We start from the raw sequence: 22,722 nt of genomic DNA, 5'->3' as shown, positions 1-22,722 counted from the left end.
GTTCGACGAACTTGCCTTGCAGCGCCGGGAGTTACGCGGTGCCCGTCAGGTGCTCGGGCCGTACCGGCGTGCGGTTGAGTTCCAGCCCGGTCGCGTTCCGGATCGCCGCGAGGACGGCCGGGGTCGAGGACAGGGTGGGCGCCTCGCCGATGCCACGGAGCCCGTAGGGGGCGTGGTCGTCGGCGAGTTCGAGCACGTCGACGGGGATGGTCGGCGTGTCGAGGATCGTGGGGATCAGGTAGTCCGTGAAGGAGGGGTTGCGGACCTTCGCCGTCTTCGGGTCGACGATGATCTCCTCCATGACCGCCACGCCCAGCCCCTGGATCGTGCCGCCCTGGATCTGACCGATCACGGACAGCGGGTTCAGCGCCTTTCCGACGTCCTGCGCGCAGGCCAGCTCGATCACCTTGACCAGGCCGAGTTCGGTGTCGACCTCGACGACGGCGCGGTGCGCGGCGAATGTGTACTGGACGTGTCCGAAGCCCTGCCCGGTGCGCAGGTCGAACGGCTCGGTCGGCCGGTGCCGCCACTCGGCCTCGACCTCGACGGCCTCCCCTTCGAGCACGTCGACCAGGTGGGCGAGGACCTCACCGCCGTCGGTGACGACCTTGCCGCCTTCCAGGAGCAGTTCGGCGGTCGCCCAGGCCGGGTGGTAGGAGCCGAACCTGCGGCGCCCGAGCTCCAGGACCTTCTCCCGGACGAGCTCGCAGGAGTTCTTGACGGCGCCGCCGGTGACGTACGTCTGCCGGGAGGCCGACGTCGAACCGGCGCTGCCCACCCGCGTGTCCGCCGGGACGATGGTGACCTGCGCGACGCCCAGTTCGGTGCGGGCGATCTGCGCGTGGACGGTGATACCGCCCTGGCCGACCTCCGCCATGGCCGTGTGGACGGTCGCGACGGGCTCGCCGGCGATGACCTCCATCCGGACCCGGGCGGTCGAGTAGTCGTCGAAGCCCTCGGAGAAGCCGGCGTTCTTGATGCCGACCGCGTAACCGATGCCGCGTACGACGCCTTCGCCGTGCGTGGTGTTGGACAGACCGCCGGGCAACTGCCGTACGTCAGCGCCCTCGCTGCTCTCCCACTGGCGTTCCGGCGGCAGCGGCATCGCCTTGACGCGGCGCAGGAGTTCGGCGACCGGCGCCGGGGAGTCGACCGCCTGCCCGGTCGGCAGCAGGGTGCCCTGCTCCATCGCGTTGCGCTGCCTGAACTCCACCGGGTCCAGGCCCAGTTCCTTCGCCACCTTGTCCATCTGCGCCTCGTAGGCGAAGCACGCCTGGACCGCGCCGAAGCCGCGCATCGCGCCGCAGGGCGGGTTGTTGGTGTAGAGAGCGATGGCGTCGACGTCGACGTCGTCCACGGCGTACGGGCCGACGGAGAGCGAGGCGGCGTTGCCGACGACCGCCGGGGAGGAGGAGGCGTACGCGCCGCCGTCGAGGACGATCCGGCACTTCACATGGGTGAGTCTGCCGTCGTGGGTGGCCCCGTGCTCGTAGTACAGCTTGGCCGGGTGGCGGTGGACGTGGCCGAAGAAGGACTCGAAACGGTTGTAGACGATCTTGACGGGCTTCCCCGTCCGCAGCGCCAGCAAGCAGGCGTGGATCTGCATCGACAGGTCCTCGCGGCCGCCGAACGCGCCGCCGACGCCCGCCAGCGTCATCCGCACCTTGTCCTCGGGCAGGCCGAGGACGGGCGCGATCTGCCACAGGTCGGAGTGCAGCCACTGGGTGGCGATGTAGAGGTGGACGCCGCCGTCCTCCTCCGGCACGGCGAGGCCGGACTCCGGGCCGAGGAAGGCCTGGTCCTGCATGCCGAAGGTGTATTCGCCCCTGACGACGACGTCTGCGCGCCGGGCGGCCTCGGTGGCGTCGCCGCGGATGATCGGCTGGCGGTGGACGATGTTCGGGTGCGGGACGTGGCCGCTGTGGTGGTCGGCGCGGTTCTCGTGGATCAGGATCGCGTCCGGCGCGGTCGCGGAGGCCTCGTCGGTGATGACGGGCAGTTCGCGGTACTCCACCTTGATCTTGGCGGCGGCGCGGCGGGCCGTCTCCGGGTGGTCGGCGGCGACGATCGCGACGGGTTCGCCGTGGTGGCGTACCTTGCCGTGGGCGAGGACCGGGGTGTCCCGGATCTCCAGGCCGTAGTTCTTCACCTCGGTCGGCAGGTCGTCGTACGTCATGACGGCGTAGACGCCCGGGGTCTTCAGCGCCTCGACCGTGTCGATCGAGACGATCTCGGCGTGGGCGACCGTGGAGCGCAGGATCTGGCCCCAGAGCATGTCCTCGTGCCACAGGTCGGAGGAGTACGCGAACTCACCGGTGACCTTGAGGGTGCCGTCCGGGCGGAGCGTGGACTCGCCGATGCCGCCCTTGGTCCGGGAACCCTGGGTGACCTTGGTGGGAGTGCCGAGGGGAGCGCTGTTGGTGGGTGTGTCGGCAGGCATGGTCAGACCGCCTCTTCCTGCCGGGCGGCCGCCAGGCGGACCGCGTCCATGATCTTCTCGTAGCCGGTGCAGCGGCACAGGTTGCCCGAGAGCGCCTCGCGGATGTCCGCGTCGGTCGGGTTGGGGTTGCGCTCCAGCATCTCGTCGGCGGCGACCAGCAGTCCCGGGGTGCAGAAGCCGCACTGGACGGCTCCGGCGTCGATGAACGCCTGCTGGATCGGGGCGAGTTCGGCGCCCTCGCCGGTCTGGGAGTCGGTCGGGGAATCGGTCGGGGAATCGGTCGGGGAATCGGTCGGGGAATCGGTCGGCTCGGCCTGCCGGGTCCGGGCCTCGGCCGGCGAAACTGTGACACTTTTCGCTGAAGTGTCACAGTTTCGCGGACCGCATGCCCGCTGCCGGGCGTAGTCCGCGAGCCCCTCGACGGTCACGACGTCGCGGCCCTGCGCCTGACCGGCGGCGACCAGGCACGCACACACCGGGACGCCGTCGAGCCGGACCGTGCACGAGCCGCACTCACCCTGCTCGCAGGCGTTCTTGGAGCCGGGCAGGCCCATCCGCTCCCGCAGCACGTACAGCAGGGACTCGCCCTCCCACACGTCGTCGGCTTCCTGCGGACGTCCGTTGACGGTGAAGTTGACCCTCATGACGCGACTCCCTCCGGGCGGGCGGCGGTGCCGCGGTACGACTCCCAGGTCCAGGTCAGCGTGCGGCGGGCCATGATGCCCACCGCGTGACGGCGGTAGCTCGCCGTCCCCCGGACGTCGTCGATCGGGTTGCAGGCGGCGGCGCACAGGTCCGCGAACTGCTTGGCGACCGACGGGGTGATGATCTTTCCGTTGTCCCAGAAACCGCCCTCTTCGAGCGCCGCGGTCAGGAACTCCTCGGCGGTCCTGGCCCGGACGGGGGTCGGGGCGGCCGAGCCGATGCCGGTGCGGACGGTGCGGGTCCGCGGGTGCAGCGCGAGGCCGAAGGCGCACACGGCGATGACCATGGCGTTGCGGGTGCCCACCTTGGAGTACTGCTGCGGGCCGTCGGCCTTCTTGACGTGCACGGCGCGGATCAGCTCGTCGGGGGCGAGCGCGTTGCGCTTCACGCCGGTGTAGAAGTCGTCGATCGGGATGAGCCGCGTCCCGCGCACCGACTCGGCCTCGACCTCGGCGCCGGCCGCCAGCAGGGCGGGGTGGGCGTCGCCGGCCGGGGAGGCGGTGCCGAGGTTGCCGCCGACGCCGCCCCGGTTGCGGATCTGCGGGGAGGCCACGGTGTGCGAGGCGAGGGCGAGGCCCGGCAGCTCGGCGCGCAGGTTCTCCATGATCCGGGTGTACGGGACGGAGGCGCCGAGCCGCACGCTGTCCTCGCCGACCTCCCACTCGTAGAGGTCACCGACCCGGGTGAGGTCGAGCAGGTACTCGGGCCGGCGGTGGTCGAAGTTGATCTCGACCATCACGTCGGTGCCGCCCGCGATCGGCACAGCGGTGGGGTGCTCGGCCTTGGCGGCGAGCGCCTCCTCCCAGCTGGCGGGGCGAAGGAAGTCCATGAACGGCTCTCTTCTTCTTCGTCTCGTGAGTCGTATCGATCAAGCCAGAATCGGGTGCGGCGGGCCCGGCTCGCTCATGTCCTGTTCACATGGGGTGAGGCCAGTACACAGCGCCTCGCGCCGACCGGGTCAGTCACGGAAACCATGAAGGAGTTGGCTGGTCGACCGGGGCATCTTGTAGATTCGTATGAACGTATGCCATCGGTAACCCCTTCGTTTTCCTGTGGAAACGTAGGAAACGGTCTGGCAGTCGAAGAATGCGGTTCGTGACCGTCCGGCGGATGCTTCCCGCCACCTCCTTCACCCATCATCGTAGTTTTCGAGACACAGAACGGCGGCGACGAGATGCGGCTGCGCGCACTGCTGGACACCGATGCGCTGGGCCTCAGGCTCCTCGGCGGCGAGGACGAGCTGGACCGCACGGTGCGGGGTGTCATGACCACCGACCTGCGGGACCCCAGCCGCTACCTCTCCGGCGGCGAGCTGGTGCTGACGGGCCTGGCGTGGCGCCGGGACGCGGCGGACTCCGAGCCGTTCGTACGGATCCTGGCGCAGGCCGGGGTGACCGCGCTCGGGGCCGGCGAGGCGGAGCTGGGCAACGTCCCGGAGGATCTGGTCGCGGCCTGTGCCCGGCACCGGCTCCCGCTGTTCGCGGTGCACGAGTCGGTGGCCTTCGCGGCGATCACCGAGCACGTCGTACGGCAGGTGTCCGGCGAGCGCGCCGGGGACCTCGCGGCCGTCGTGGACCGGCACCGCCGGATGATGACCTCGGGCCCGGCGGGCGGCGGCCCGGACGTCGTCCTGGATCTGCTCGGCTCCGACCTGGACCTGCGCGCCTGGGTCCTGTCCCCCACCGGCCGGCTCATCGCGGGCCCCAAGGCGGCGGGGCCGGGCCTGCCGCCCGAGGCGTGCCCGAAGCTCGCCGCGGAGCATCTGGCGGCCGTCCGCACGGGCCGGCGCGGACCGCACCGGGTGCTGCTGGGCCAGACGACGTACTCGCTGTTCCCGATCCGCAGCGGCGGCCGCTCCCCGCGCACCCCGCACGCCGGTCGGGATGTGCGCGAGAGCGTGCTGTCGGACTGGCTGCTGGCCGTCGAGGCCGACGCCGGGGAGTGGGCGGACGAACGCCTCGACCTGCTCCAGGGCGTCACCCAGCTCATCGCTGTCGAACGCGAGCGCCGGGACGCCGCGCGCACGGTGCGCAGGCGCCTGGCGCAGGAGGTGCTGGAGCTGGTCCAGACGGGCGCGGCCCCGGCGGAGATCGCGGCCCGCCTGCGGGTGGCCGCGCCGGTGCTGCTGCCGGGCCTGGGGGCCGCCCCGCAGTGGCAGGTGGTCGTGGCCCGCGTCGAGTGGCAGGACGGAGACCTGGAGGCCGGCCCGGTCGCCCAGTCGCTGCTGGAGGAGATCCTCGTCGACCCGCTCGCCACCGGCCCGGAGCCCTCCGACCGCATCGCCGTCGCCCACACCGGCGACGAGGCCATCGCCCTGGTACCCCTGCCGGCGGTGTCGACCGAGCACGACGGCTCCGAGAACGGCGTCCTCGCCGACGCGCTCCTGACGGCCGTACGGGAACCGCTGTCGTCGGGGCTGGACGGCGACGGCCGGCTCACGCTGGGCGTCAGCGCGGCCGTGCATTCGGCGGAGGGGTTGCGCGGGGCGCTGGAGGAGGCACGGCACGCGAGGCGGGTGGCCGCCGCCCGCCCGGGGCGGGTGTGCGCGGCCGGGCACCAGGAGCTGGCCTCGCACGTACTGCTGCTGCCGTTCGTCCCGGACGACGTCCGCAGAGCGTTCACCGCGCGCCTCCTGGACCCTCTGCGCGACTACGACCGACGCCACCGCGCCGAGTTGATCCCGACGCTGGAGGCGTTCCTCGCATGTGACGGTTCGTGGACCCGGTGCGCCGCCCGCCTGCACCTGCACGTCAACACACTGCGCTACCGGGTCGGACGCATCGAGCAGTTGACGAGCCGTGACCTGTCACGCCTCGAAGACAAGCTGGACTTCTTCCTGGCGCTAAGGATGAGTTGACGACAGGCGCACACCGGCTGGGGCCGGCTCGGGCCGGAGAGCCCCACGACTTTGTGAAATACTTCACCCGCCCCCTTGGCCCGGTGCTGGGATTCGTGCTGAGATGCGGCCACCACTCAAAGCTCGACGGCGCGCTCGGGGAGGGCAACGTGGCGTACACCGCCATGTCCGGTACCGGAACGACCTCAGGTGACGACCCCCTCCAGACCGCGGTCTGGCGGCTGCGCTCGCGGGCCTGCTGGTCCGACGCGGCGGCACTGGTCCCGCCCGACACGGCGCCGGGCGCGATCCAGCGGGCCGCACTGCTCGTGGAACGGTGCCTGTACACCGAGCAGGGCTGGCAGGACGCCGAGGACGCGCTGCGCACGGCGGAGGCACTGGCCCACGACGACGAGGAGCGGGGCGCCGCCGCTTGTGAACGCGGGCAACTTGCCTACGCGGCCACGGTGCACGGGGTGCGCGACCGGGTGGACGAGGCACGGGCCGCGCTCGGCCGGGCGGCGGCGCTGATCCCGCCGGACGCGCAGGGCCGGGCGCTCCTGGACTTCCGCCGGGGCCTGCTCGCGGAGAACATCGCCCGCTCCCCGCAGGCCGCGCGGGCCGCCTACCGCCGCGCCCACACGGCGGCCGCGGCGCACTCGGACTCCCTGCTGCTGTCCTTCACCTGGCGCCATCTGGCCGGACTGGCCCTACGCGAGGGCGAGATGGCAGAGGCCCGCCACGGCTTCGCCGAATCCCTCCGCATCCGCGAGGAGTTGGGCTACCTGGTGGGCACCGCCCCGGCCCTCGCCTCACTCGCAGACGCAGAAACCGAGCCGGAAGCCTCCCGCCTACGGGAGGAGGCCCGCCGCCTGTTCCGTCTCCTGGGCGGCGTACCAACCTGGCTGACAAGGCAGTTGGCGCCACCGCCGGCAGCGGTATAGGGGGCAGTGGCACAGGGGCTGGCCGGCGGCACACTTTCAGCGCCGGTCAGTGCCCTTCAGCCCGTTGGGGGTCCCCCTCTGGGGGAGATTGAGGACGAGGCCCCTTCAGGGCCGATAGCGGGGGTCTGGGGGCGCAGCCCCCGGGGGACGCCACCAACAGGCGCGGGCCACGAACCCGGTTCAGGCCGCGCCGGCGAAGTGCCCACGCACCAGCGCCCGCACCCCGTCCAAGTCCCGCACCGTCAACGCCTCCAGCAGAGCCACGTGCTCCGTCGCGTCCGCCACGAGATCGGCGCGTCCGCGCGAGACGGCCCCGCCGACCAGCGGCCACTGCGACCGCCGATGCAGATCCTCGGCGATCCCGGCCAACTGCTCGTTGCCGGAGAGCGCGAGCATCGACCGGTGGAAGACACGGTCGGCCTCCGCGTACGTGACCGGACAGCCGGAGGCCGCCGCGCACATGCTCGCCTCGGCGAGGGGCCGCAGCTCCGCCCACCTCTCGGCAGGCACCGTACGGGCCAGCCGCAGCATCACGGGAACCTCGATCAGCGCCCGCACCTCGGCCAGTTCGGCGAGTTCGCGCGTGCCCCGCACGATCACCCGGAACCCCCGGTTGGGGACGACCTCGACGGCGCCCTCCAGCGCGAGCTGCTGCATCGCCTCCCGGACCGGCGTCGCGGAGACGCCGAAGCGGTCCCCGAGCACCGGCGCCGAGTACACCTCGCCCGGCCGCAGTTCCCCGGCGACGAGCGCGGTGCGCAGGGCGTCGAGGATCTGACCGCGCACCGAGGCACGCTGGACGACCGGCCGGGGACGCGGGATGGGGATCTCGCTGTGCGTGTGCTCGCCGCGCGCGTCGCCCGTCGGCCCGCACCGCTCACGGTCCGCGCCCTCCCCGAACCCGGCGCGCGACTGCGCCGGCACCCGGACAGCACGGCCGTCGCCCCCCGGCCCGGCCGGAGTTCCCGTACTCGTGGAGCCCTGCGCACTCTGCTCCACGGGGTCTCCTCCGGCCTTGTCGGTACTTGGGGTCATTACGGCGGGTTGTTACTCGCCCGTCAAGCACCTTAGGCGTACTGGCCGCCAGTTCAAATCCCGACGACACTAGGTGAGGTAAGGCTTACCTTTAATCACTTCCGAATAATCGCTCCCGAAACGGCGGTCCCGGCATGCCCACAGCCCCGTCGGCCACAGCGGAGGCCTACACCCGTCTCGCGAAGGTCTTCCCGGGCCTGACCGTCACGGAGCTGGGGCACGCGGAACCGTTCCCCCGGGGCGGCGGCTGGGTCGCCGCGGCCGAGCTCGCGGAGGGCGGAGCCGCGTTGGAGGCGTTCCTCGCCTGGGACGACGCCCAGATCGTCCGCGACTACGACCACAAGGCGCGCCCGGACGTCGTCGCGAGCTTCGGACTGCACCGGTACGCGTGGCCCGCCTGCCTGCTGATCACCGTCCCCTGGTTCCTGCACCGCCGGGTGCCCCGGCTTCCCGTGACGCACGTCTCGTACGACCGCACCGGCGACGGTATGCGGATGGCCGTCCGCCCGCCCTCCTCCTTCGCGTGCCTGCCTGGCGACCCGGCGGCACTGCTGCCCGGCGCCCGGATCGTCGGGGACGAGGAGGCGCTGCGGGCGGAGGTGCGGGCGGCGATAGCCGAGCACCACGAGCCGGTGCTCGCCGGGTTCGGGCCGCGGGCGCGGCGTCGCGGCCGGGCCCTGTGGGGCATGGTGACCGACGAGGTCGTCGAGGGGCTCTGGTACGTCGCCCAACTGCTCGGCGAGGACGAGCAGCGGCGGGCGCGACGGGAACTGGAACTGCTGCTGCCGGGCGCCACCCGGCCGTACGTCGGCTCGGCGGCCTTCCGTGAGCTGACCGGACCGGACGGCGCGGCCCTGCCCACCAGGGACCGGGCGAGCTGCTGCATGTTCTACACGGTGCGCCCCGAGGACACCTGCGCCACCTGCCCGCGCACCTGCGACGCGGACCGCGTCACCAAGCTCACCGCTGCCGCCGCGAGTTGAGGCACACTCAGACGCCCCCGACGACGGGACACGCCCGGCCGTCCCGTAGGATCACCCGGACGAGACTCCCCGACGGCCACAGGCGATTCACAATTTCCTCACCCGTCACGGGAACTTTCCGTGGAACCACTCGTACGGGTAGTCTTATTCGAACTCAACTCCCGCCCCTCAAGCGGCAGTTCGAGCAGAACGTCGCCTTGGGCATCCCCTTGCACCTCCTTGGCGGCCTCTTGCCCCGAAACCCCCTGAGGGACGGCGGGATTGGGCCACTATGGCGGGCGTTACGCCCTATCCCAATGCAAGGGACCCCCAGATGAGACTGACCGACATATCGCTGAACTGGCTGCTTCCCGGCGCCGTACTGCTCCTGGGCATGCTGGCGGCTGTGGCGGTGCTCGCGCGCGGCAAGCGCTCCTCCGGGGCAGACGCGAACGCGGACGACTCGTGGGAGCGCACCGAGGAGCGCCGCAGGCGCAAGGAAGCCATATACGGAACCGCCTCCTACGTCCTTCTGTTCTGCTGTGCGGCCGTCGCCGCCGCGCTCTCCTTCCACGGCCTGGTCGGCTTCGGCGAGACGAACCTCGGCCTCACCGGCGGCTGGGAATACCTGGTGCCGTTCGGCCTGGACGGCGCGGCGATGTTCTGCTCCGTGCTCGCGGTGCGCGAGGCCAGCCACGGTGACGCGGCGCTCGGCTCCCGGATACTCGTGTGGACGTTCGCGGGTGCCGCGGCCTGGTTCAACTGGGTGCACGCGCCCAGGGGCCTGGGCCACGCTGGCGCCCCGCACTTCTTCGCCGGTATGTCGCTGTCGGCGGCCGTGCTCTTCGACCGGGCCCTGAAGCAGACCCGCCGGGCCGCGCTGCGCGAGCAGGGCCTGGTGCCCCGTCCGCTGCCGCAGATCCGCGTCGTGCGCTGGGTGCGTGCTCCCCGTGAGACCTACAAGGCCTGGTCGCTGATGCTGCTGGAGAACGTGCGCAGCCTGGACGAGGCCGTCGACGAGGTCCGCGACGACAAGGCCCGCAAAGAGGAGACCAGGCTGCGTCGCCGCGAGCAGCAGCGTGTCGAGCGTGCGCAGTTGAAGGCGATCAGCCGAGGTCACGGCCGCTTTCCCGGTCGTGGCGGCGGCGGTGGCGGCGGTGGCCGTCAGGTGGAGGCCCAGGCCGCCCTGGAGCGGGCCACGGCCGAGCGTGTCTCCGCGGAGCCTGCCATAGCGAACTCGGCGGAGCAGTTGCCCACCCGCTCGCGGCACTCCCTGCAGCCCGTTCGCCAGGGCGCTGACCCGATGATCACCGTCGACCTCACCGCGGAGGACGACACCATGGCTCTGCCGCGCCTCGACTCCCTGGAGCGCAAGCTCAAGGACCTGGAGCAGCAGTTCGGCTGACGGACAGTCAGGCATCACCGGGAAGGGGGCGCGACCACGACGGTCGCGCCCCCTTCCCATTGCCCCTGTGCATCGGACGTCGTTCAGGCGGCGTCGGCCTCCAGCTCGAACCAGACGACCTTGCCGCCGCCCTGTGCCCGTACGCCCCAGGTGTCCGCGAGGGACTCCACCAGGACCAGGCCCCGGCCGTGCGTGCCGTCGTCGGAGCTCGGGAATCTCGGCCGGGGGCGGCGGGCCGCGCAGTCCCGCACCTCCACCCGCAGGCCGGACGGCGAGACGGTGGCCGTCAGGACCGCGTCGTCGTCGGTGTGCACGAGCGCGTTGGTGACGAGTTCGCTGGTCAGCAGTTCCGCCGTCTCCGACCGGCCGGGCCTTCCCCAGTCCCGCAACAGCTCCCGCACCGCCCGGCGCGCCTCGGGCACCGCGCGTAGATCCGACCGTCCGAGTCGCCGGCTGAGCTGAGGCGCCCGGTCCTGCTCCGCCCCGTCCTCGGCCGTGTCCTCCCCTGTCCGTCCCGTCGCCGAGGTGCTCGCGATCGTCGCCGGACCGCTTCCCCGTGCCTGCCTCTCCATGGCCCCCGCCCGCGTGTCGATGTCGGTTCCCCTCCTGCTCGAACACGTTCACGGGGATCCTTGCCCGGTCGGCACCGGCCCAGTCATGTCGAATCATCAACGACCGGGTGTTCGGCCATGTTCGGGCGGGCCTCGGGGGGCGGTCCTGAAGGCTCTCCCGAGGGCTCACGAGTACTCCCGAACGCTCCCGAGTACTCCCGAACGCTCCAAGAGGGGTGGGGGGTCGGGCCGACAGCGCCGTCCGGGGCCTGGTTCGTGCGCCCCCGCGCGGCACGGCCCCCGCGTGCCGCCGCCCGGCCCGCCGGGCGTGTTTCAGCGGGTGACGGCCCCGGCCTCCGGGCGGCGGGGACGCCGTACGACGGCGCGGACGTCCCGCTGAGGGGCGCTCACCCGCGCAACGCCCGCCCGACGCTCGCCTCCCCCGTGAGCGGTGGTGAGCCGGTGCATCCGCGCCGCGAGGCGGACGCCGAACCGGCCGTCCCCCACCCCTTCGAACCTACGCACCTGGGCGGCCTGCCGACCGCCGGGCCTCGGACCGTCTACGGATTCACCGCTGCCGACCTGGCCGTAGCCGGGGAAGGGGCGGGGCGGGTGGTACTGGACGACACCGGCTGCCCGTAGTCGGCGAGGTTGGCCGGAATGCAGTGGTTCCGCACGCGGACGTTCGACGGGAACCGGTCCGACCGTTTGCCCGGTTGTGCCTAGCTGCCTGCGGCTCCCTTCGTCCCGAGGTGGAAGATCTTGTGGTCGCGGGTCATGCCGACGACGAGTTTGGTGCTCGTGTCGCTGCTCCAGGTGAGGGTGACGCCGGCCTCGGTGTAGTTCGCCGTGCCGTTGTCGGTGACCTTCCAGGCGAGCGGGACGTTCTGGGCCTGCAGGACGCCGTCGGCGTGGTTCTTGGCCTCCCAGGCGTTCAGTTCCTTCTGGAAGGCGGGGGTGAGGTAGTGCTTGCGGAGTTCGTCCTTGAGTTTGCCGCCGCCCTCGTCGGTCACCGCGTCGATGTAGGCGCCGTAGAAGTCGGCGATGCGGGTGATGTTGTCGGACGGGCTCCCGCTGACGCTGCGCGGGCTGCCGGCGGACGCCTGGGCCGTCGCGCCGAGCCCGAGCGCCAGGGCGAGGCCGACGGCCAGGGTGGTGCGGCGGCGGGTGGAGCGAAGACGGTTCGTGCTCTTGCCGCCGTTGTTGCTGCTGGCGCTGCTGGTGGTGGCGCTGTTGCTGATGTTGCTGGTCATGCGCGTGTTCCCCGTGTCTCTCGTGTCTCGTGCGTCTCGTGTCTCGTGCGTCTCGTGTGTGAGGGGCCGCCGCCCCTCCCGACCCCCGTGGCGGGAGGGTGGCGGCCCCGGCTCTTCTCAGTGGTCGTGCGGGTGGTGCAGGTGGTGCGGTCAGTGGAGCTTGTTGACGGCTGTGACGGTGGTCTTCTTGAAGGCCTTCACCGGCGCGTCGTCGAAGTCGCCGAGCTGGCGCCAGTCCACGACCGTCACCGTCGTGCCGTCGCGGCCCACGGAGAGGAGGCGGATGTCGGTCGCGCCCCAGGTGGTCTCGGTGTGCAGGCCGTAGACGTGGGCGCCCTCTTCGACGTTCACCGTCCCGTAGTCCCTGAGCGTGGCCTCGACCTCCGGGTCGGCCTGTTCGATGCGCGTGGCGCAGGACTTGATGTCCTCGCTGACCCGCGAGAACCGCCCCTTCGCCGCGCTGACGCTCGACAACTCGACGCTGACCTGACGGGCGCTCGTGTCGAGGTCGGTGCGGAAGTCCCGGTACCAGGAGTCCCAGCCGTCGCCCAGCGCCATGCCGAGGCAGCGGTCGACCTCCACCTCCGGCGACGCGCCGGCGGTGATCCGGCCGGCCGTCCAGGACGAACTGGGGTGCGGCGGCAGGTCGGCGGCCGAGAGGAAGCCGGGCCGCTGCGGGGCGGCGGCGCCGGCGGGTGCGGCGCCTGCCGGCACGGCGAGCAGGGTGCCGAGGGCCAGGCCCGCGGCCGTGAGTGCGGTGAGCCCGGTGAGCGTGACGGTTCGGATGCGCTTGGGCATGGGTGTCCCCCGTGAGTCCGTGCAGGAGTGAGTGCATGGGTGTGTGGATGCGTGTGGGTCGTCGCCGCGATGCCGGTTGGTCGGTTCGGCCTGGTCGGTGCGACACCAAGAGCATCGGCTGCCCGGGTGGCCCGCTGCAACGGTCTTCGCCCGATCGGCCGTGGTGGAACCATCCCAGCCCATCTGACGTGCAGGTATACGGGTGCCTGGGATGACCGCCCGGGCCGGACGAGCACGGGGGAACGGTGTCGACCGACGACGGTGTGGGCGATGTGACGGAGTTCGCCGCGTTACTGACGGAACTGAAGGGGCGCACGGAGCGCAGCTACGGCTCCCTCGCGCGCCGGCTGGGCATGAACACCTCGACGCTGCACCGGTACTGCGCGGGGGAAGCGGTTCCTCAGGAATTCGCGCCCGTGGAACGGCTCGCGGAGTTCTGCGGAGCGACACCGGAGGAACGCCTCGAACTGCACCGGCGGTGGCTGCGAGCGGTGGCGGCACGGCAACAGCGGGCGGCGCGAAGCACGGCGGCGACTCCTGAGACACTCGAAACATCGGAAACATCGGAAACACCGGAAACGTCGGAAACACCGGAAGCGGCTTCGGCAGTTACGGAGCCTCGGAAGCCGGACGAGCAACAGGCACCGCGTCGCCGTTGGTACCGCCGTCGGCGCACCACGGTCCTCGTCGGTGTCGCCTGCGCGCTCCTTGCCACCCTCGGCAGCCTCTCCGCGCTGCCCGGCGGCGGCAGCCACCCGTCGGCTTCCGACGACCCGGCCGGCTCCTCCCGCCCCTCCGGATCCGCGACCGCCCCTTACGGGACGACGTCCCCTCACCCCACCCCCACCCCCGCACTCACCACAAGCCCGACCACCTCCCCCGCACCTGGCGCCACCTCGTCCTTCCCCTCCCCGGACACCGTCGCGGGAACCGGCGGCAAGGCTTCGGCCCCCGCGACGGGCGTACCGCTCGCCTGGACCGCCGACTCCCAGGTCTGGGCGCTCAACTGCAGCCATGACTACGTCATCGGCAGACCGCCGGCACAGGTTCCGCCGCCCCCGGCGGAGCAGGACGCCGGGCCGTGGGCGGCGGCCCAGGGCGCCGTGCACGGGCGCGAGACCAACGTGGAGATCTCGGTGCAGGGCCGCAGCTCGACGGCCGTCGTCCTGACGGCGTTGCGGGTGCGGGTCGTCGGCCGCAGCGCACCCGCGCCGGGCACCGTGTACACCATGGACCAGGGCTGCGGCGGCTCGCTGAGCAAGCGTTACTTCGCGGTCGACCTGGACAAGGACCGCCCCGTGGCGCACTCGGTCGCCGGCAACGACGCGGGCACGCCGATCCCGGCGGTGAGCCTGCCCTACCGGGTGTCCAGCACGGACCCGGAGGTGTTGCTGGTCACGGCGCGGACGGACACCTGCGACTGCGACTGGTACCTCGAACTCGACTGGTCGTCCCAGGGCCGCACCGGGACGGTCCGCGTCGACGACCACGGCCGCCCGTTCCGCACCAGCGGCATCAAGGGCCTGCCCCGTTACTGGTACGGCTCGGACAACGGGGAGCGCAAGTGGGTCCCGGCGACCGACTGAGGCGTCGTCCCCTTCGGCAACCCGTACCGGGTCAGGCCTCCCAGACTGCCGCCGCCGTGCGGTCGTCGGCGTAGCCCTTGACTCTCACCTGGGTGTCGGCGAGGAAGGCGGCGAGGGCGGGCGGGGTGGGGCCGGACCAGCGTCCCGTCAGGTGAGCGGAGAGGTCGGGCTCGCCGCGGAGGGGTTCGGCCAGGCCGCCGGTGCACATCAGGAGCGTGTCGCCCGGGCGGGCTACGGAGGCACGGAAGCGGAAGGGTTCGCGGGGCGGTTCGGGGTCCGGGTCGGGGTCGTAGGGGTTCGGCGGGGTCGTGATGCCCAGGTCCATGGTGAGGCGGTCGCCCTCGGGCGTCTCGGCCGGGAGGGACCCGAACCCGACGACCGGCTCCCCGGCGACCTCGCCCACCCGGGGCTCGATGTCCCGCCACACGCCGCCGCGCAGCCGGAACAGTCCGCCGGCGCCGACGCCGAAGAAGACGCGGGTGCGGCAGGCTGGGTCGGCGGGCAGGAGCAGACAGCGCAGGGTGGCCGCGTACTCGTCCGGTTCCAGGCCCTGTTCGGCGGCGCCTGCGCGGAGCCGGCCGAGGCTGCGGTCGGTGAGGCGGTGCAGGCCGGACTTCAGGTCGCCGCGCCGGGCCGCCCTTATGTCCTGCGCGAGCCGGACGTGACTGCGGCCCACGGCCCGCCCGATCCACCGGCACACCTCGGCGGCCGCCCGGTGCGCTCCCGGGGTCGCTCTGGCGCCGGTCGCCATCGCGACCAGGATCAGGGCGTCGTCGCCCGTGCCGAAGCGGGCGGTGAGCAGCGAGTCGCGGCGCGGCTCGCCCCGGTACCGCGCGGAGTCCCCCCGCACGGACACGGCCCGCAACGCGAACGCCCCGTACCGGGCGCCGTCCAGGACGGTGTCGGCGACCAGGTCGTCCAAGTCGTCCGGGTCCGCGAGCGGGAGCGCGGTGGGCTGGGCGTCGTAGGTGGGCGGGCCGGAGCCGACGTAGTCCTTGGGGGTCGGGCGGGGAGGGAGAGCGGGAGGAGGTGGCAGCGGGGACGGAGGCGGGGGCGTGGGTGGTGGGGTGGACGGTGCCGGTGGGGAGGGGGGTGCCGGAGGTTTCGAGGCGGCGGGCGGTGGTTTCGTGGGCGTGTGGTCGCCGGTCGCGGAGGGGGCGGGGCCGTGGGGCGCGCGTTCGGCGAAGCCTGGTGGTAGCGGACCGGACGGGACGTTCGTGGGGTCGGGAGGCGTGTCCGACGGCGGTTCCCAGGGGGCGCGGTGCCGTTCCGGCGGATGAGTGCCCGGGGTGACGTCGGGTGCACGGCCGCCCCGCGGGCGCGGGACGGTGCCTTCCGGGGCGGTGGGGGGCGAGGCTGTCGGCGGCGCGTCCTGCGAGGTCCACCAATCGGTCCGGCCGCCGTCGGGGCCAGGTGGTTCGGGCCGGGGGCCCGGCACCGAGCCGGCAGCGCCCGTACCGACACCCTCCCCCGCACCCCCGGTGTCCCCCGCCGTACTCGCGGAGCGCACCGTTCCGGCGGCTGAGGCGAAGCGGTCGTCCAGGGAGTCGGTGGCGGGTGTGGGTCCCGTGTCCTCCGTGGAGTCGTCGTACAACTGCCCCCACCAGTCGTCGTCCTCGTGACCGGTGGTCCTTCCCCCCTGCTGGCTCATGCCCCCGATTGTCCACCGCACGGCCCGTATGAAAACGGGGCATCCGGAAAATGCGCCACGGCAAGCGTGTCGAACAGTGTGTCGAGCGACGCCCGGAACAACAGTGCGACGGGGATGCCCGGCTGCATTCCGCCACCTGCGGGGCGGTGACCGTACCCATCCCCCAGAGTGCCCGCGGACGCATGTCTTGACCTGCGGGTTCTCCTTGGCTCGGGCACTCTGGGCAGATGGGAGTGTCGGAACTCCTGCTGGTCGGAGTGGTCATTCTGCTCGGCCTGTGCGGAGTGCTGGTGCCCGGCGTGCCGGGATCGTGGCTGGTGTGGGCCGCGGTTCTGTGGTGGGCGCTGGAGGATCCGCAGCCGGTGGCCTGGGGCGTGCTGGTCGGGGCCACGGTGGCGCTGTTCCTGTCCCAGGTGGTGCGCTGGGCCCTGCCGCCCCGTCGGCTGCGCGAGAGCGGCGCGACCCCCCGTATGGCGGTGTACGCGGGGGTCGGCGCGTTCCTCGGCTTCTTCCTGGTCCCGGTGCTCGGCGCGATCCCCGGCTTCATGGGCGGCATCTACCTCTCCGAACGCCTCCGCCTCGGCCGCCACGGCGAGGCGCGGGCGGCCCTGCGCACGGCGATGCGCTCGGGCGGCTCCAGCGTCCTCGCGGAACTGTTCACGTGCCTGCTGATCATGGGCGCGTGGCTGGGCGCGGTGCTGTGGGGATGACGTGCCCGGGGGGTGCCGCCCGGAGCGAGCCCTCCAGGGTGAGCAGCCGCACCTTGCGTTCCAGGCCGCCCGCGTATCCCGTCAGCGAGCCGTCGGCGCCGATCACCCGGTGGCAGGGCCGCAGGATCAGCAGCGGATTCGCTCCGATCGCTCCGCCGACGGCCCGTACGGCCATCCGCGACGCGCCGACGCGGGCGGCGATCTCGCCGTACGTCGTGGTCGCCCCGTAGGGCACGGAGTCGAGGGCGGCCCAGACCCGCTCGCGGAACTCGGTGCCGTCGCCGCGCAGCGGAAGCCGGAACTCCGTCAGCTCGGCGGCGAAGTAGGCGGCGAGCTGTTCTTCGGCGGCGCGGAACGGCCCGGGGTCGTGCCGCCAGCCGTCCCGCACGGTCCGGCCGCCCTTCTGCCCGGGTACGGAGAGGGAGGTCAGCACGCCGGAAGGGTCGGCGGTGAGCAGCAGGGGGCCGAGCGGGCTGTCCACGCTGGTGTAGTACGTCAGGCCGGTCGGGTCGGTCGGGGTGGTCATCGTTCCTCCGCGGCGCGCAGGTGGTGCAGGGCGTAGGTGCGCCAGGGGCGCCAGGTGTCGGGGACGTCCGCGCCGGGCGGCGCGACGTCGGGGTCGCCGAGGGCACGGGCGCGGATCGCCGCGATCGTACGGGCGTCGAGGCCGGGCAGTGCGAACAGCGCTGCCTGGGCGTCGTCCCGGTCGACGCCCGGGTCGAGGCGTACGGTGCCGTCGGCGAGGGCGGCGGCGAGCGCGCCCAACGGCCCACCGGACCCGGGCCCGGACCTGGACCCGTGCTCGGATTCGGTTTCGGGTTCGGTTTCGGTTTCGGGTTCGGCGAGGACGGCCGGCTCGGGGAAGAGGTGGGTGAGAGTTCCGCAGGGCGCGTCGAGGGTCTTGCCGTGGGCGCGGACGAGGCGTTCCGCCTCCGTCCGCCCCACCAGCGCCCGTACGGCGTACTCCTCCGGGTCGGCGGCCCCCGGCGCTCGTAGTCCGGGCCGGGCGGCGACCAGCGGGGCGAGCCGTGGATCGGCGCCGAGGCGCTCGTCGACGGCGTACGGGTCGGCGTCGAGGTCGAACAGCCGCCGCAGCCGCTGGACGGCGGTGGTGAGGTCGCGCGGGTCGGTGAGATGCAGCCGGGCGTCGAGCCAGCCACCGGGGTGGACGGCCGTGGCCCGGCCGGGGTCGCCCGGCCGCTCGTCGACGGCGACGATCCCGGTGCCGTACGGCAGCCGCAGCGTACGGCGGTAGGTGCGGCGGCCGGCCGGTCCGCTCACCTCCTCCACGCCGGCCACGGCTTCCCGTCCCAGCAGGTCGAACACGGCACCCGCGTGGTACGGGCCGCGGTGGGCGAGGCGCAGCGGGATCCCGGCGGACGGGGTGGCGGTGCGGCGGCTCGCGCGGACGGCGGTCCGCAGCGCGGTCGGGGTCGCCGCGTACACGGCCCGGACGGTGTCGTTGAACTGGCGCACGCTGGCGAACCCGGACGCGAAGGCGATCTCGGTGACCGGCAGACCGGTCGTCTGGAGCAGGACCCGCGCGGTGTGGGCGCGCTGCGCCCGGGCGAGGGCGACCGGTCCCGCGCCGACTTCGGCGGTGAGCTGGCGCTGCACCTGGCGGGCGCTGTAGCCGAGCCGGTCGGCGAGCCCGGTGACGCCCTCGCGGTCGACGACGCCGTCGCCGATCAGCCGCATGGCGCGGCCCACGACGTCGGCGCGTACGTTCCAGTCGGCCGAGCCCGGGACGGCGTCCGGACGGCACCGCCGGCAGGCCCGGAATCCCGAGCCCTGCGCGGCGGCGGCCGTCGCGAAGAACCGCACGTTGTGGCGTTTCGGCGTCACGGCGGGGCAACTGGGCCGGCAGTAGATGCCGGTCGTCTCGACGGCGAAGAAGAACTCGCCGTCGAACCGGGCGTCCCGGCTGCACACCGCCTCGTACCTCGTGTCCTGGTCCGTCATGGGTCCCAGTCTTCGCCCGCGACCGGTACTGCGCTAGCGGAAATCGGACGTGACGCTACGCCTCGAACACGTGCCCCCGCCCGCGCTTCGCCTCCCACCCGGCCCGGCCTTCGGCCTGCTTGCGCTTCCAGTCCTGGCGGAACCCGGCGCGCATGCGGGCGTCGGACTTGGCGACGATCCACTGGTTCTCCCGGACCAGCTTGCGGTAGCTCTCCAGCCGTCGCAGGGGCAGTTCCCCCTCGTCGACGGCCGCCCGCACCGCGCACCCCGGCTCGGACTCGTGCGCGCAGTCCTGGAACCGGCAGTCCCGGGCGAACTCCTCGATCTCCGAGAAGACCTGCCCGACGCCGCCGCCGGCGTTCCAGAGGCCGACGCCGCGCAGCCCGGGCGTGTCGATGAGGACGCCCCCGCCGGGCAGCGGCAGCAGGTTGCGGGTGGTGGTGGTGTGCCGCCCCTTGCCGTCCATGTCGCGGGTGGCGCGGACGTCCATGATGTCCGCGCCGGCCAGCGCGTTGGCCAGCGTCGACTTGCCCGCGCCGGACGCCCCCAGCAGCACGGAGGTGCCCCGGCCGAGGAGTACGGCGAGCTCCTCGACGCCCTCGCCGTCGAGGGCGCGGACGCTGAGCACGGGCACGCCGGGCGCGCTGGTCTCCACGTCCTGCACGAGGTAGGACAGCGCGACCGGGTCGGGCACCAGGTCGGCCTTGGTGAGCACGACGACGGGCTGGGCGCCCGACTCCCAGGAGAGCGCCGACTTACGCAGCAGTGCCTCACCGCTCGAACAGGACATGGCCAGTGCCAGGTACCGCTCGATCCGCCCGAGGTCGAGTTCGACCGCGAGCGACACACAGATGACGACGTGATCGATGTTAGTGGCCAGCACCTGGCCCTCGGAACGCTTCGACGAGGTCGAGCGCACGAAGGCGGTACGGCGTGGCAGGAGCGTCCGCACGTATCGCGGATCGCTGCCTTCCGGGTCGACGGCTACCCAGTCCCCCGTGCACACGACCTTCATCGGGTCACGGGGAACGACGAACTCGGTGTCGGCACGGACGGTACCGACCGGGGTGACGACATCGCACTGGCCGCGGTCGACCCGCACGACACGGCCGGGCAGAAGACCCTGCTCGGCATACGGGACGAACTCGGCCTCCCAGTCCGCATCCCAGCCGTAGACGGCGAGCGGATGCGAGGAAGACGAGGACGAACCCGGGAGAGAAGAGAAAGACAAGGGGTGACCCTTCACAAGGGTGGCCCCGGCACCGCGCTCACAGACGCGGGAAAAGAGAGGTCAGCCGGAGGCCACAGAAGTGGACTTGATGAACTTCCGGATGCGGGCAGCGCCCATCTCAAAGACAGCCATCGGTCACACCTCCTCAACCGAACCAAGTCACCCGCGGCAACGCCAGGTCGCCGCTCGAACACCACCGACCTTAGAGGTACGGAGGCCATGACGCCATCGGATTACCGTACGCCCGAGGAGGTCGATTCGCCTGAGCCTGCAAGGGGAAACACCCTGCTCGCCTATCGGCGGGCGGGTGTACAACAGCCTTGCCGCCAGCCTGCCTTCGATCGGTATCGCCACGGTGACCCAGGTCTCGCCGGCCTTCGCCGATGTGATCTCCAAGAACACTGCGTTCGACGGCACCGCCGAAGGCATCCACCCCACCTTCCTGTCCAACAGCACGAACAATCCGGCTTCGCCGAGGTCCACCGTAATGACGATGATCTGGTCAGCGGCGGGTTCCGGGTCGGTGTTCATCGGCTTCACCGGCACCGCCGCCTGGGACGTGAGCGTGGTCGCCCGGACCTGGTGGGCGACACCCAGGCACAGGCCCGCCAGGAACTGTCGAGCGCGGGATACGTGCTCGCTGGTGTGGGCAGCGTCGTCGACTGCGACAACGTCAACAGGGTGAGCAGTCAGAACCCGGCTGCGGGCACCCCGCTGGTGCGCGGGGGTCCTCGGTGTCGATCACGATCGGCAGGAAGACCACGCCGCCTCGGAAACAAAGCGGAGATACCGGGCTCGGTCCGGGGTGTCGACGAGGTGTCGACGAGACGCAAACAGACTGTGGACGGCCTTCGCCAGACTGGGCGAAGTCCAGGCCGGTCGGACCTCTCACCGGCGAAATCCGCGTTCCTCCAGGAGTGATCCAGCATGAGAAAGCGCATGATGGCCGTCATCGCCGTAGCCGCTCTGACCGCGGGCGCCGCGGCGAGTACAGCTCCCATCGCCTCGGCCGCGGCTCAGACTTCGCACCACGGGTCGTCCGCCAACCGCAACGTCGCGCGGGTGCCCGCGGCGCTGTTGGCGGCGAACGTGCGGTACAGCCCCGGCTGTTCGGGCACGACACTGCCCATCGACTGCACGATCAGCGAGCCGGTCGTGACCCAGCACGAGACGACGTACCCCTTCTCGTTCCTTCCGGGCGACCACGTCACGGTGACCGCGGGAGGCTGTGTGCAGACCGGAGGTCGAGGGCTGACCTGGAAGCGGTACGTCGATCCGGCCTCGGACGGCGACCTCTACCACGGCCTGATCACCATTCCGGGGGCGACGGGCGACCTGCAACGGCTGGTGAACGTGGTCGGACGGCCGTACGTGGTAGGCGGCCGGGGCGGGAGCCTGAAACTGGGCTACGACGACGACGGTTACTCCGACAACGGCTACACCGCGCACGACAACGGCACCGGGAACCAGTGCCTGAACTCCGTGAACGCCTTCGTGCGCATCGTCGTCTCCTGATCGTCGGCCGATCGTCGGGGCGCGGGCCGGCTCCCGCGCCCCTACGGCCACCGCAGCCCGCAACCACCCGGGACGGGCCACGGCATGTGAGGCGTGGTCAGCACTCGGCCGACGGGCTGCGCAGGGCCGAACCCGGCAGTGGCGGCCGCCGGTCGTGGCTCAGCGCGACGTCATGCCGGAGGACCCGGTGATGCACCTCGGCAAGGGCCGGCGAGGGCTCGACCCCGTGTTCCTCCCTCAGCAGGGCGCGCGCCGTGCGGAACGCGGCCAGCGCATCGGCCTGACGTCCCAGACGGTAGAGCGCGATCATCAACTGGCCCCACAGCAGCTCCCGTGTGGGATGGGCCCGGACCAGTCCCTCCAGTTCGACGGCCGCCTGGGCGTCCAGCCGCAGGACGAGCGCGGCCTCGATACGGGCCTCCAACGCCGACAGCCGGACCTGTTCCAGCTGGGTCGACTTCGCGGCGATCGCCGGAAGATGGCGGAACTCGGCGAAGGCATCGCCACGCCACAACCCGAGCGCGGCGGTCAGTTGTTCGAAGGCAAGCCGGGGCTGTGTCCCCAACGCCTGCCGGCCCGATGTCACCAACCGCTCGAACCGCACCGCGTCGACCATCGTCGGATCCACCCGCAACTGGTAGCCCGGTGGGCGAGTGACCAGCGCCGTTGGCGCGTCGGTTCCGGCGGCGCGGCGCAGTGCCGCGCGCAGCCTCGACACATACGTACGTACCGTCCGGTGGGCGTCCCGCGGAGGGCGTGCACCCCACAACTCGTCCACCAGTGCCCACACACTCACCGTCCGGCCGGGCACGGCCGCGAGCTGGGCCAGAACGCCCCGCGGCTGGGGACCGCCGAGACCCACGGGCCGGCCGTGCACGGCAGCTTCCAGCGGACCCAGCACGCGCAGTTCCAGCGCGGAATCTTCCATCGTCGTCCTCCTCGCCCTCCACCGCCTGTGCGGTCGGAAGGCCGCGAGCGAAAGGCATGGCGAGGGAGCGGGTGACCGGTCCGCTCGCCAAAACCGTCAGGTGGTCCGACAGCGTGGTGCGCCGCAACGCCCTTGTCATGTTCAGGTTCACTGAGCGAACCGGGGCCTGCGACACGTCGACAGGGTGAAGGCCGTGACGGTGGGTCCGCT

At 72.3% G+C, this 22,722-nt stretch carries 22 protein-coding genes; 10 read left to right on the top strand and 12 right to left on the bottom strand.

All coding sequences use genetic code 11. The annotated features are described in order from the left end of the window. Positions 1 to 31: 31 nt before the first annotated feature. The 3 genes from OG352_RS33535 to OG352_RS33525 are packed head-to-tail and all read right to left on the bottom strand — an operon-like array spanning position 32 to position 3,974. Positions 32 to 2,440, bottom strand: coding sequence for a xanthine dehydrogenase family protein molybdopterin-binding subunit (locus OG352_RS33535; protein WP_329222115.1), 2,409 nt, complete (start codon positions 2,438 to 2,440; stop codon positions 32 to 34). Between the two features lie 2 nt (positions 2,441 to 2,442). Then, positions 2,443 to 3,084, bottom strand: coding sequence for a 2Fe-2S iron-sulfur cluster-binding protein (locus tag OG352_RS33530; RefSeq protein ID WP_329222114.1), 642 nt, complete (start codon positions 3,082 to 3,084; stop codon positions 2,443 to 2,445). After that, positions 3,081 to 3,974, bottom strand: a complete 894-nt coding sequence (locus tag OG352_RS33525) for an FAD binding domain-containing protein (protein ID WP_329222113.1) — start codon at positions 3,972 to 3,974, stop codon at positions 3,081 to 3,083. The genes OG352_RS33530 and OG352_RS33525 overlap by 4 nt, the downstream gene beginning before the upstream one ends. A gap of 345 nt (positions 3,975 to 4,319) precedes the next feature. Between OG352_RS33525 and OG352_RS33520 the strand changes: the two genes are divergently transcribed. Together OG352_RS33520 and OG352_RS33515 are read left to right on the top strand one after the other, a co-directional pair. Then, entirely contained in the window at positions 4,320 to 6,002 is a 1,683-nt protein-coding gene (locus OG352_RS33520; RefSeq protein WP_329222111.1) for a PucR family transcriptional regulator, read from the top strand. Between the two features lie 149 nt (positions 6,003 to 6,151). Then, positions 6,152 to 6,925 (top strand): hypothetical protein, encoded by a 774-nt coding sequence (locus OG352_RS33515; RefSeq protein WP_329222110.1) that lies wholly within the window; start codon positions 6,152 to 6,154, stop codon positions 6,923 to 6,925. Between the two features lie 180 nt (positions 6,926 to 7,105). Here OG352_RS33515 and OG352_RS33510 read toward each other — a convergent pair whose 3' ends face one another. Beyond that, positions 7,106 to 7,924 carry a GntR family transcriptional regulator gene (locus OG352_RS33510; RefSeq protein ID WP_329222108.1) on the bottom strand — a complete coding sequence of 273 codons (819 nt, stop codon included), beginning with the start codon at positions 7,922 to 7,924 and terminating at the stop codon, positions 7,106 to 7,108. 170 nt (positions 7,925 to 8,094) lie between these two features. On the opposite strand from OG352_RS33510, the gene OG352_RS33505 reads away from it, so the two are divergent. Together OG352_RS33505 and OG352_RS33500 are read left to right on the top strand one after the other, a co-directional pair. Beyond that, positions 8,095 to 8,943: a (2Fe-2S)-binding protein gene (locus OG352_RS33505; protein ID WP_329222106.1), complete on the top strand. Its 849-nt coding sequence runs from the start codon at positions 8,095 to 8,097 to the stop codon at positions 8,941 to 8,943. A gap of 313 nt (positions 8,944 to 9,256) precedes the next feature. After that, positions 9,257 to 10,327 carry a DUF2637 domain-containing protein gene (locus OG352_RS33500; protein WP_329222105.1) on the top strand — a complete coding sequence of 357 codons (1,071 nt, stop codon included), beginning with the start codon at positions 9,257 to 9,259 and terminating at the stop codon, positions 10,325 to 10,327. Positions 10,328 to 10,410: 83 nt separating this feature from the next. Here the strand turns inward: OG352_RS33500 and OG352_RS33495 are convergent, their stop codons facing one another. Continuing rightward, the gene (locus OG352_RS33495; RefSeq protein ID WP_329222103.1) at positions 10,411 to 10,899 is read right to left on the bottom strand and encodes an ATP-binding protein; all 489 of its coding nucleotides are present in this window, start codon (positions 10,897 to 10,899) and stop codon (positions 10,411 to 10,413) included. Between the two features lie 423 nt (positions 10,900 to 11,322). On the opposite strand from OG352_RS33495, the gene OG352_RS33490 reads away from it, so the two are divergent. After that, the gene (locus OG352_RS33490; protein WP_329222102.1) at positions 11,323 to 11,520 is read left to right on the top strand and encodes a hypothetical protein; all 198 of its coding nucleotides are present in this window, start codon (positions 11,323 to 11,325) and stop codon (positions 11,518 to 11,520) included. A gap of 80 nt (positions 11,521 to 11,600) precedes the next feature. Here the strand turns inward: OG352_RS33490 and OG352_RS33485 are convergent, their stop codons facing one another. Next, a complete protein-coding gene (locus tag OG352_RS33485; protein ID WP_329222101.1) occupies positions 11,601 to 12,131 on the bottom strand; it encodes a hypothetical protein in 531 nt (176 codons plus the stop codon). Positions 12,132 to 12,281: 150 nt separating this feature from the next. Beyond that, the gene (locus OG352_RS33480; protein WP_329222099.1) at positions 12,282 to 12,929 is read right to left on the bottom strand and encodes a hypothetical protein; all 648 of its coding nucleotides are present in this window, start codon (positions 12,927 to 12,929) and stop codon (positions 12,282 to 12,284) included. 245 nt (positions 12,930 to 13,174) lie between these two features. Here OG352_RS33480 and OG352_RS33475 point away from each other — a divergent pair, with 245 nt between their 5' ends. After that, complete coding sequence (locus OG352_RS33475; protein ID WP_329222098.1) at positions 13,175 to 14,515, top strand: transcriptional regulator; 1,341 nt, start codon at positions 13,175 to 13,177, stop codon at positions 14,513 to 14,515. 31 nt (positions 14,516 to 14,546) lie between these two features. On the opposite strand, the gene OG352_RS33470 is transcribed toward OG352_RS33475, so the two are convergent. Continuing rightward, the gene (locus OG352_RS33470) at positions 14,547 to 16,166 is read right to left on the bottom strand and encodes a PP2C family serine/threonine-protein phosphatase (protein WP_329222096.1); all 1,620 of its coding nucleotides are present in this window, start codon (positions 16,164 to 16,166) and stop codon (positions 14,547 to 14,549) included. A 227-nt stretch (positions 16,167 to 16,393) separates the two neighbouring features. Between OG352_RS33470 and OG352_RS33465 the strand changes: the two genes are divergently transcribed. Further along, a complete protein-coding gene (locus OG352_RS33465) occupies positions 16,394 to 16,876 on the top strand; it encodes a DUF456 domain-containing protein (protein WP_329222094.1) in 483 nt (160 codons plus the stop codon). On the opposite strand, the gene OG352_RS33460 is transcribed toward OG352_RS33465, so the two are convergent. Genes OG352_RS33460 through rsgA form a run of 3 tightly spaced genes read right to left on the bottom strand, consistent with a single transcriptional unit; the run spans position 16,839 to position 20,069 of the window. Further along, the gene (locus tag OG352_RS33460; protein WP_329222092.1) at positions 16,839 to 17,402 is read right to left on the bottom strand and encodes a methylated-DNA--[protein]-cysteine S-methyltransferase; all 564 of its coding nucleotides are present in this window, start codon (positions 17,400 to 17,402) and stop codon (positions 16,839 to 16,841) included. The genes OG352_RS33465 and OG352_RS33460 overlap by 38 nt on opposite strands. Further along, positions 17,399 to 18,838 (bottom strand): AlkA N-terminal domain-containing protein, encoded by a 1,440-nt coding sequence (locus OG352_RS33455; protein ID WP_329222091.1) that lies wholly within the window; start codon positions 18,836 to 18,838, stop codon positions 17,399 to 17,401. The genes OG352_RS33460 and OG352_RS33455 overlap by 4 nt, the downstream gene beginning before the upstream one ends. 55 nt (positions 18,839 to 18,893) lie before the next feature. Beyond that, positions 18,894 to 20,069 (bottom strand): ribosome small subunit-dependent GTPase A, encoded by a 1,176-nt coding sequence (rsgA, locus tag OG352_RS33450; RefSeq protein ID WP_329222089.1) that lies wholly within the window; start codon positions 20,067 to 20,069, stop codon positions 18,894 to 18,896. A gap of 307 nt (positions 20,070 to 20,376) precedes the next feature. Here rsgA and OG352_RS33445 point away from each other — a divergent pair, with 307 nt between their 5' ends. Genes OG352_RS33445 through OG352_RS33440 form a run of 3 tightly spaced genes read left to right on the top strand, consistent with a single transcriptional unit; the run spans position 20,377 to position 21,584 of the window. Beyond that, positions 20,377 to 20,754, top strand: coding sequence for a hypothetical protein (locus tag OG352_RS33445; protein ID WP_329222088.1), 378 nt, complete (start codon positions 20,377 to 20,379; stop codon positions 20,752 to 20,754). Beyond that, complete coding sequence (locus OG352_RS40110) at positions 20,652 to 20,990, top strand: PASTA domain-containing protein (RefSeq protein ID WP_443072413.1); 339 nt, start codon at positions 20,652 to 20,654, stop codon at positions 20,988 to 20,990. Before OG352_RS33445 ends, OG352_RS40110 begins: the two co-directional genes overlap by 103 nt. Before the next feature lie 6 nt (positions 20,991 to 20,996). After that, the gene (locus tag OG352_RS33440; RefSeq protein WP_329222087.1) at positions 20,997 to 21,584 is read left to right on the top strand and encodes a hypothetical protein; all 588 of its coding nucleotides are present in this window, start codon (positions 20,997 to 20,999) and stop codon (positions 21,582 to 21,584) included. Between the two features lie 97 nt (positions 21,585 to 21,681). Here the strand turns inward: OG352_RS33440 and OG352_RS33435 are convergent, their stop codons facing one another. Next, on the bottom strand, positions 21,682 to 22,512 hold the full coding sequence (locus tag OG352_RS33435) for an AfsR/SARP family transcriptional regulator (RefSeq protein WP_329222086.1): 831 nt from the start codon (positions 22,510 to 22,512) through the stop codon (positions 21,682 to 21,684). Positions 22,513 to 22,722: the final 210 nt, after the last annotated feature.

It is taken from the genome of Streptomyces sp. NBC_01485 (assembly GCF_036227125.1).
GTDB lineage: Bacteria > Actinomycetota > Actinomycetes > Streptomycetales > Streptomycetaceae > Streptomyces.
This window is presented reverse-complemented; position numbering and strand designations above follow the sequence as displayed.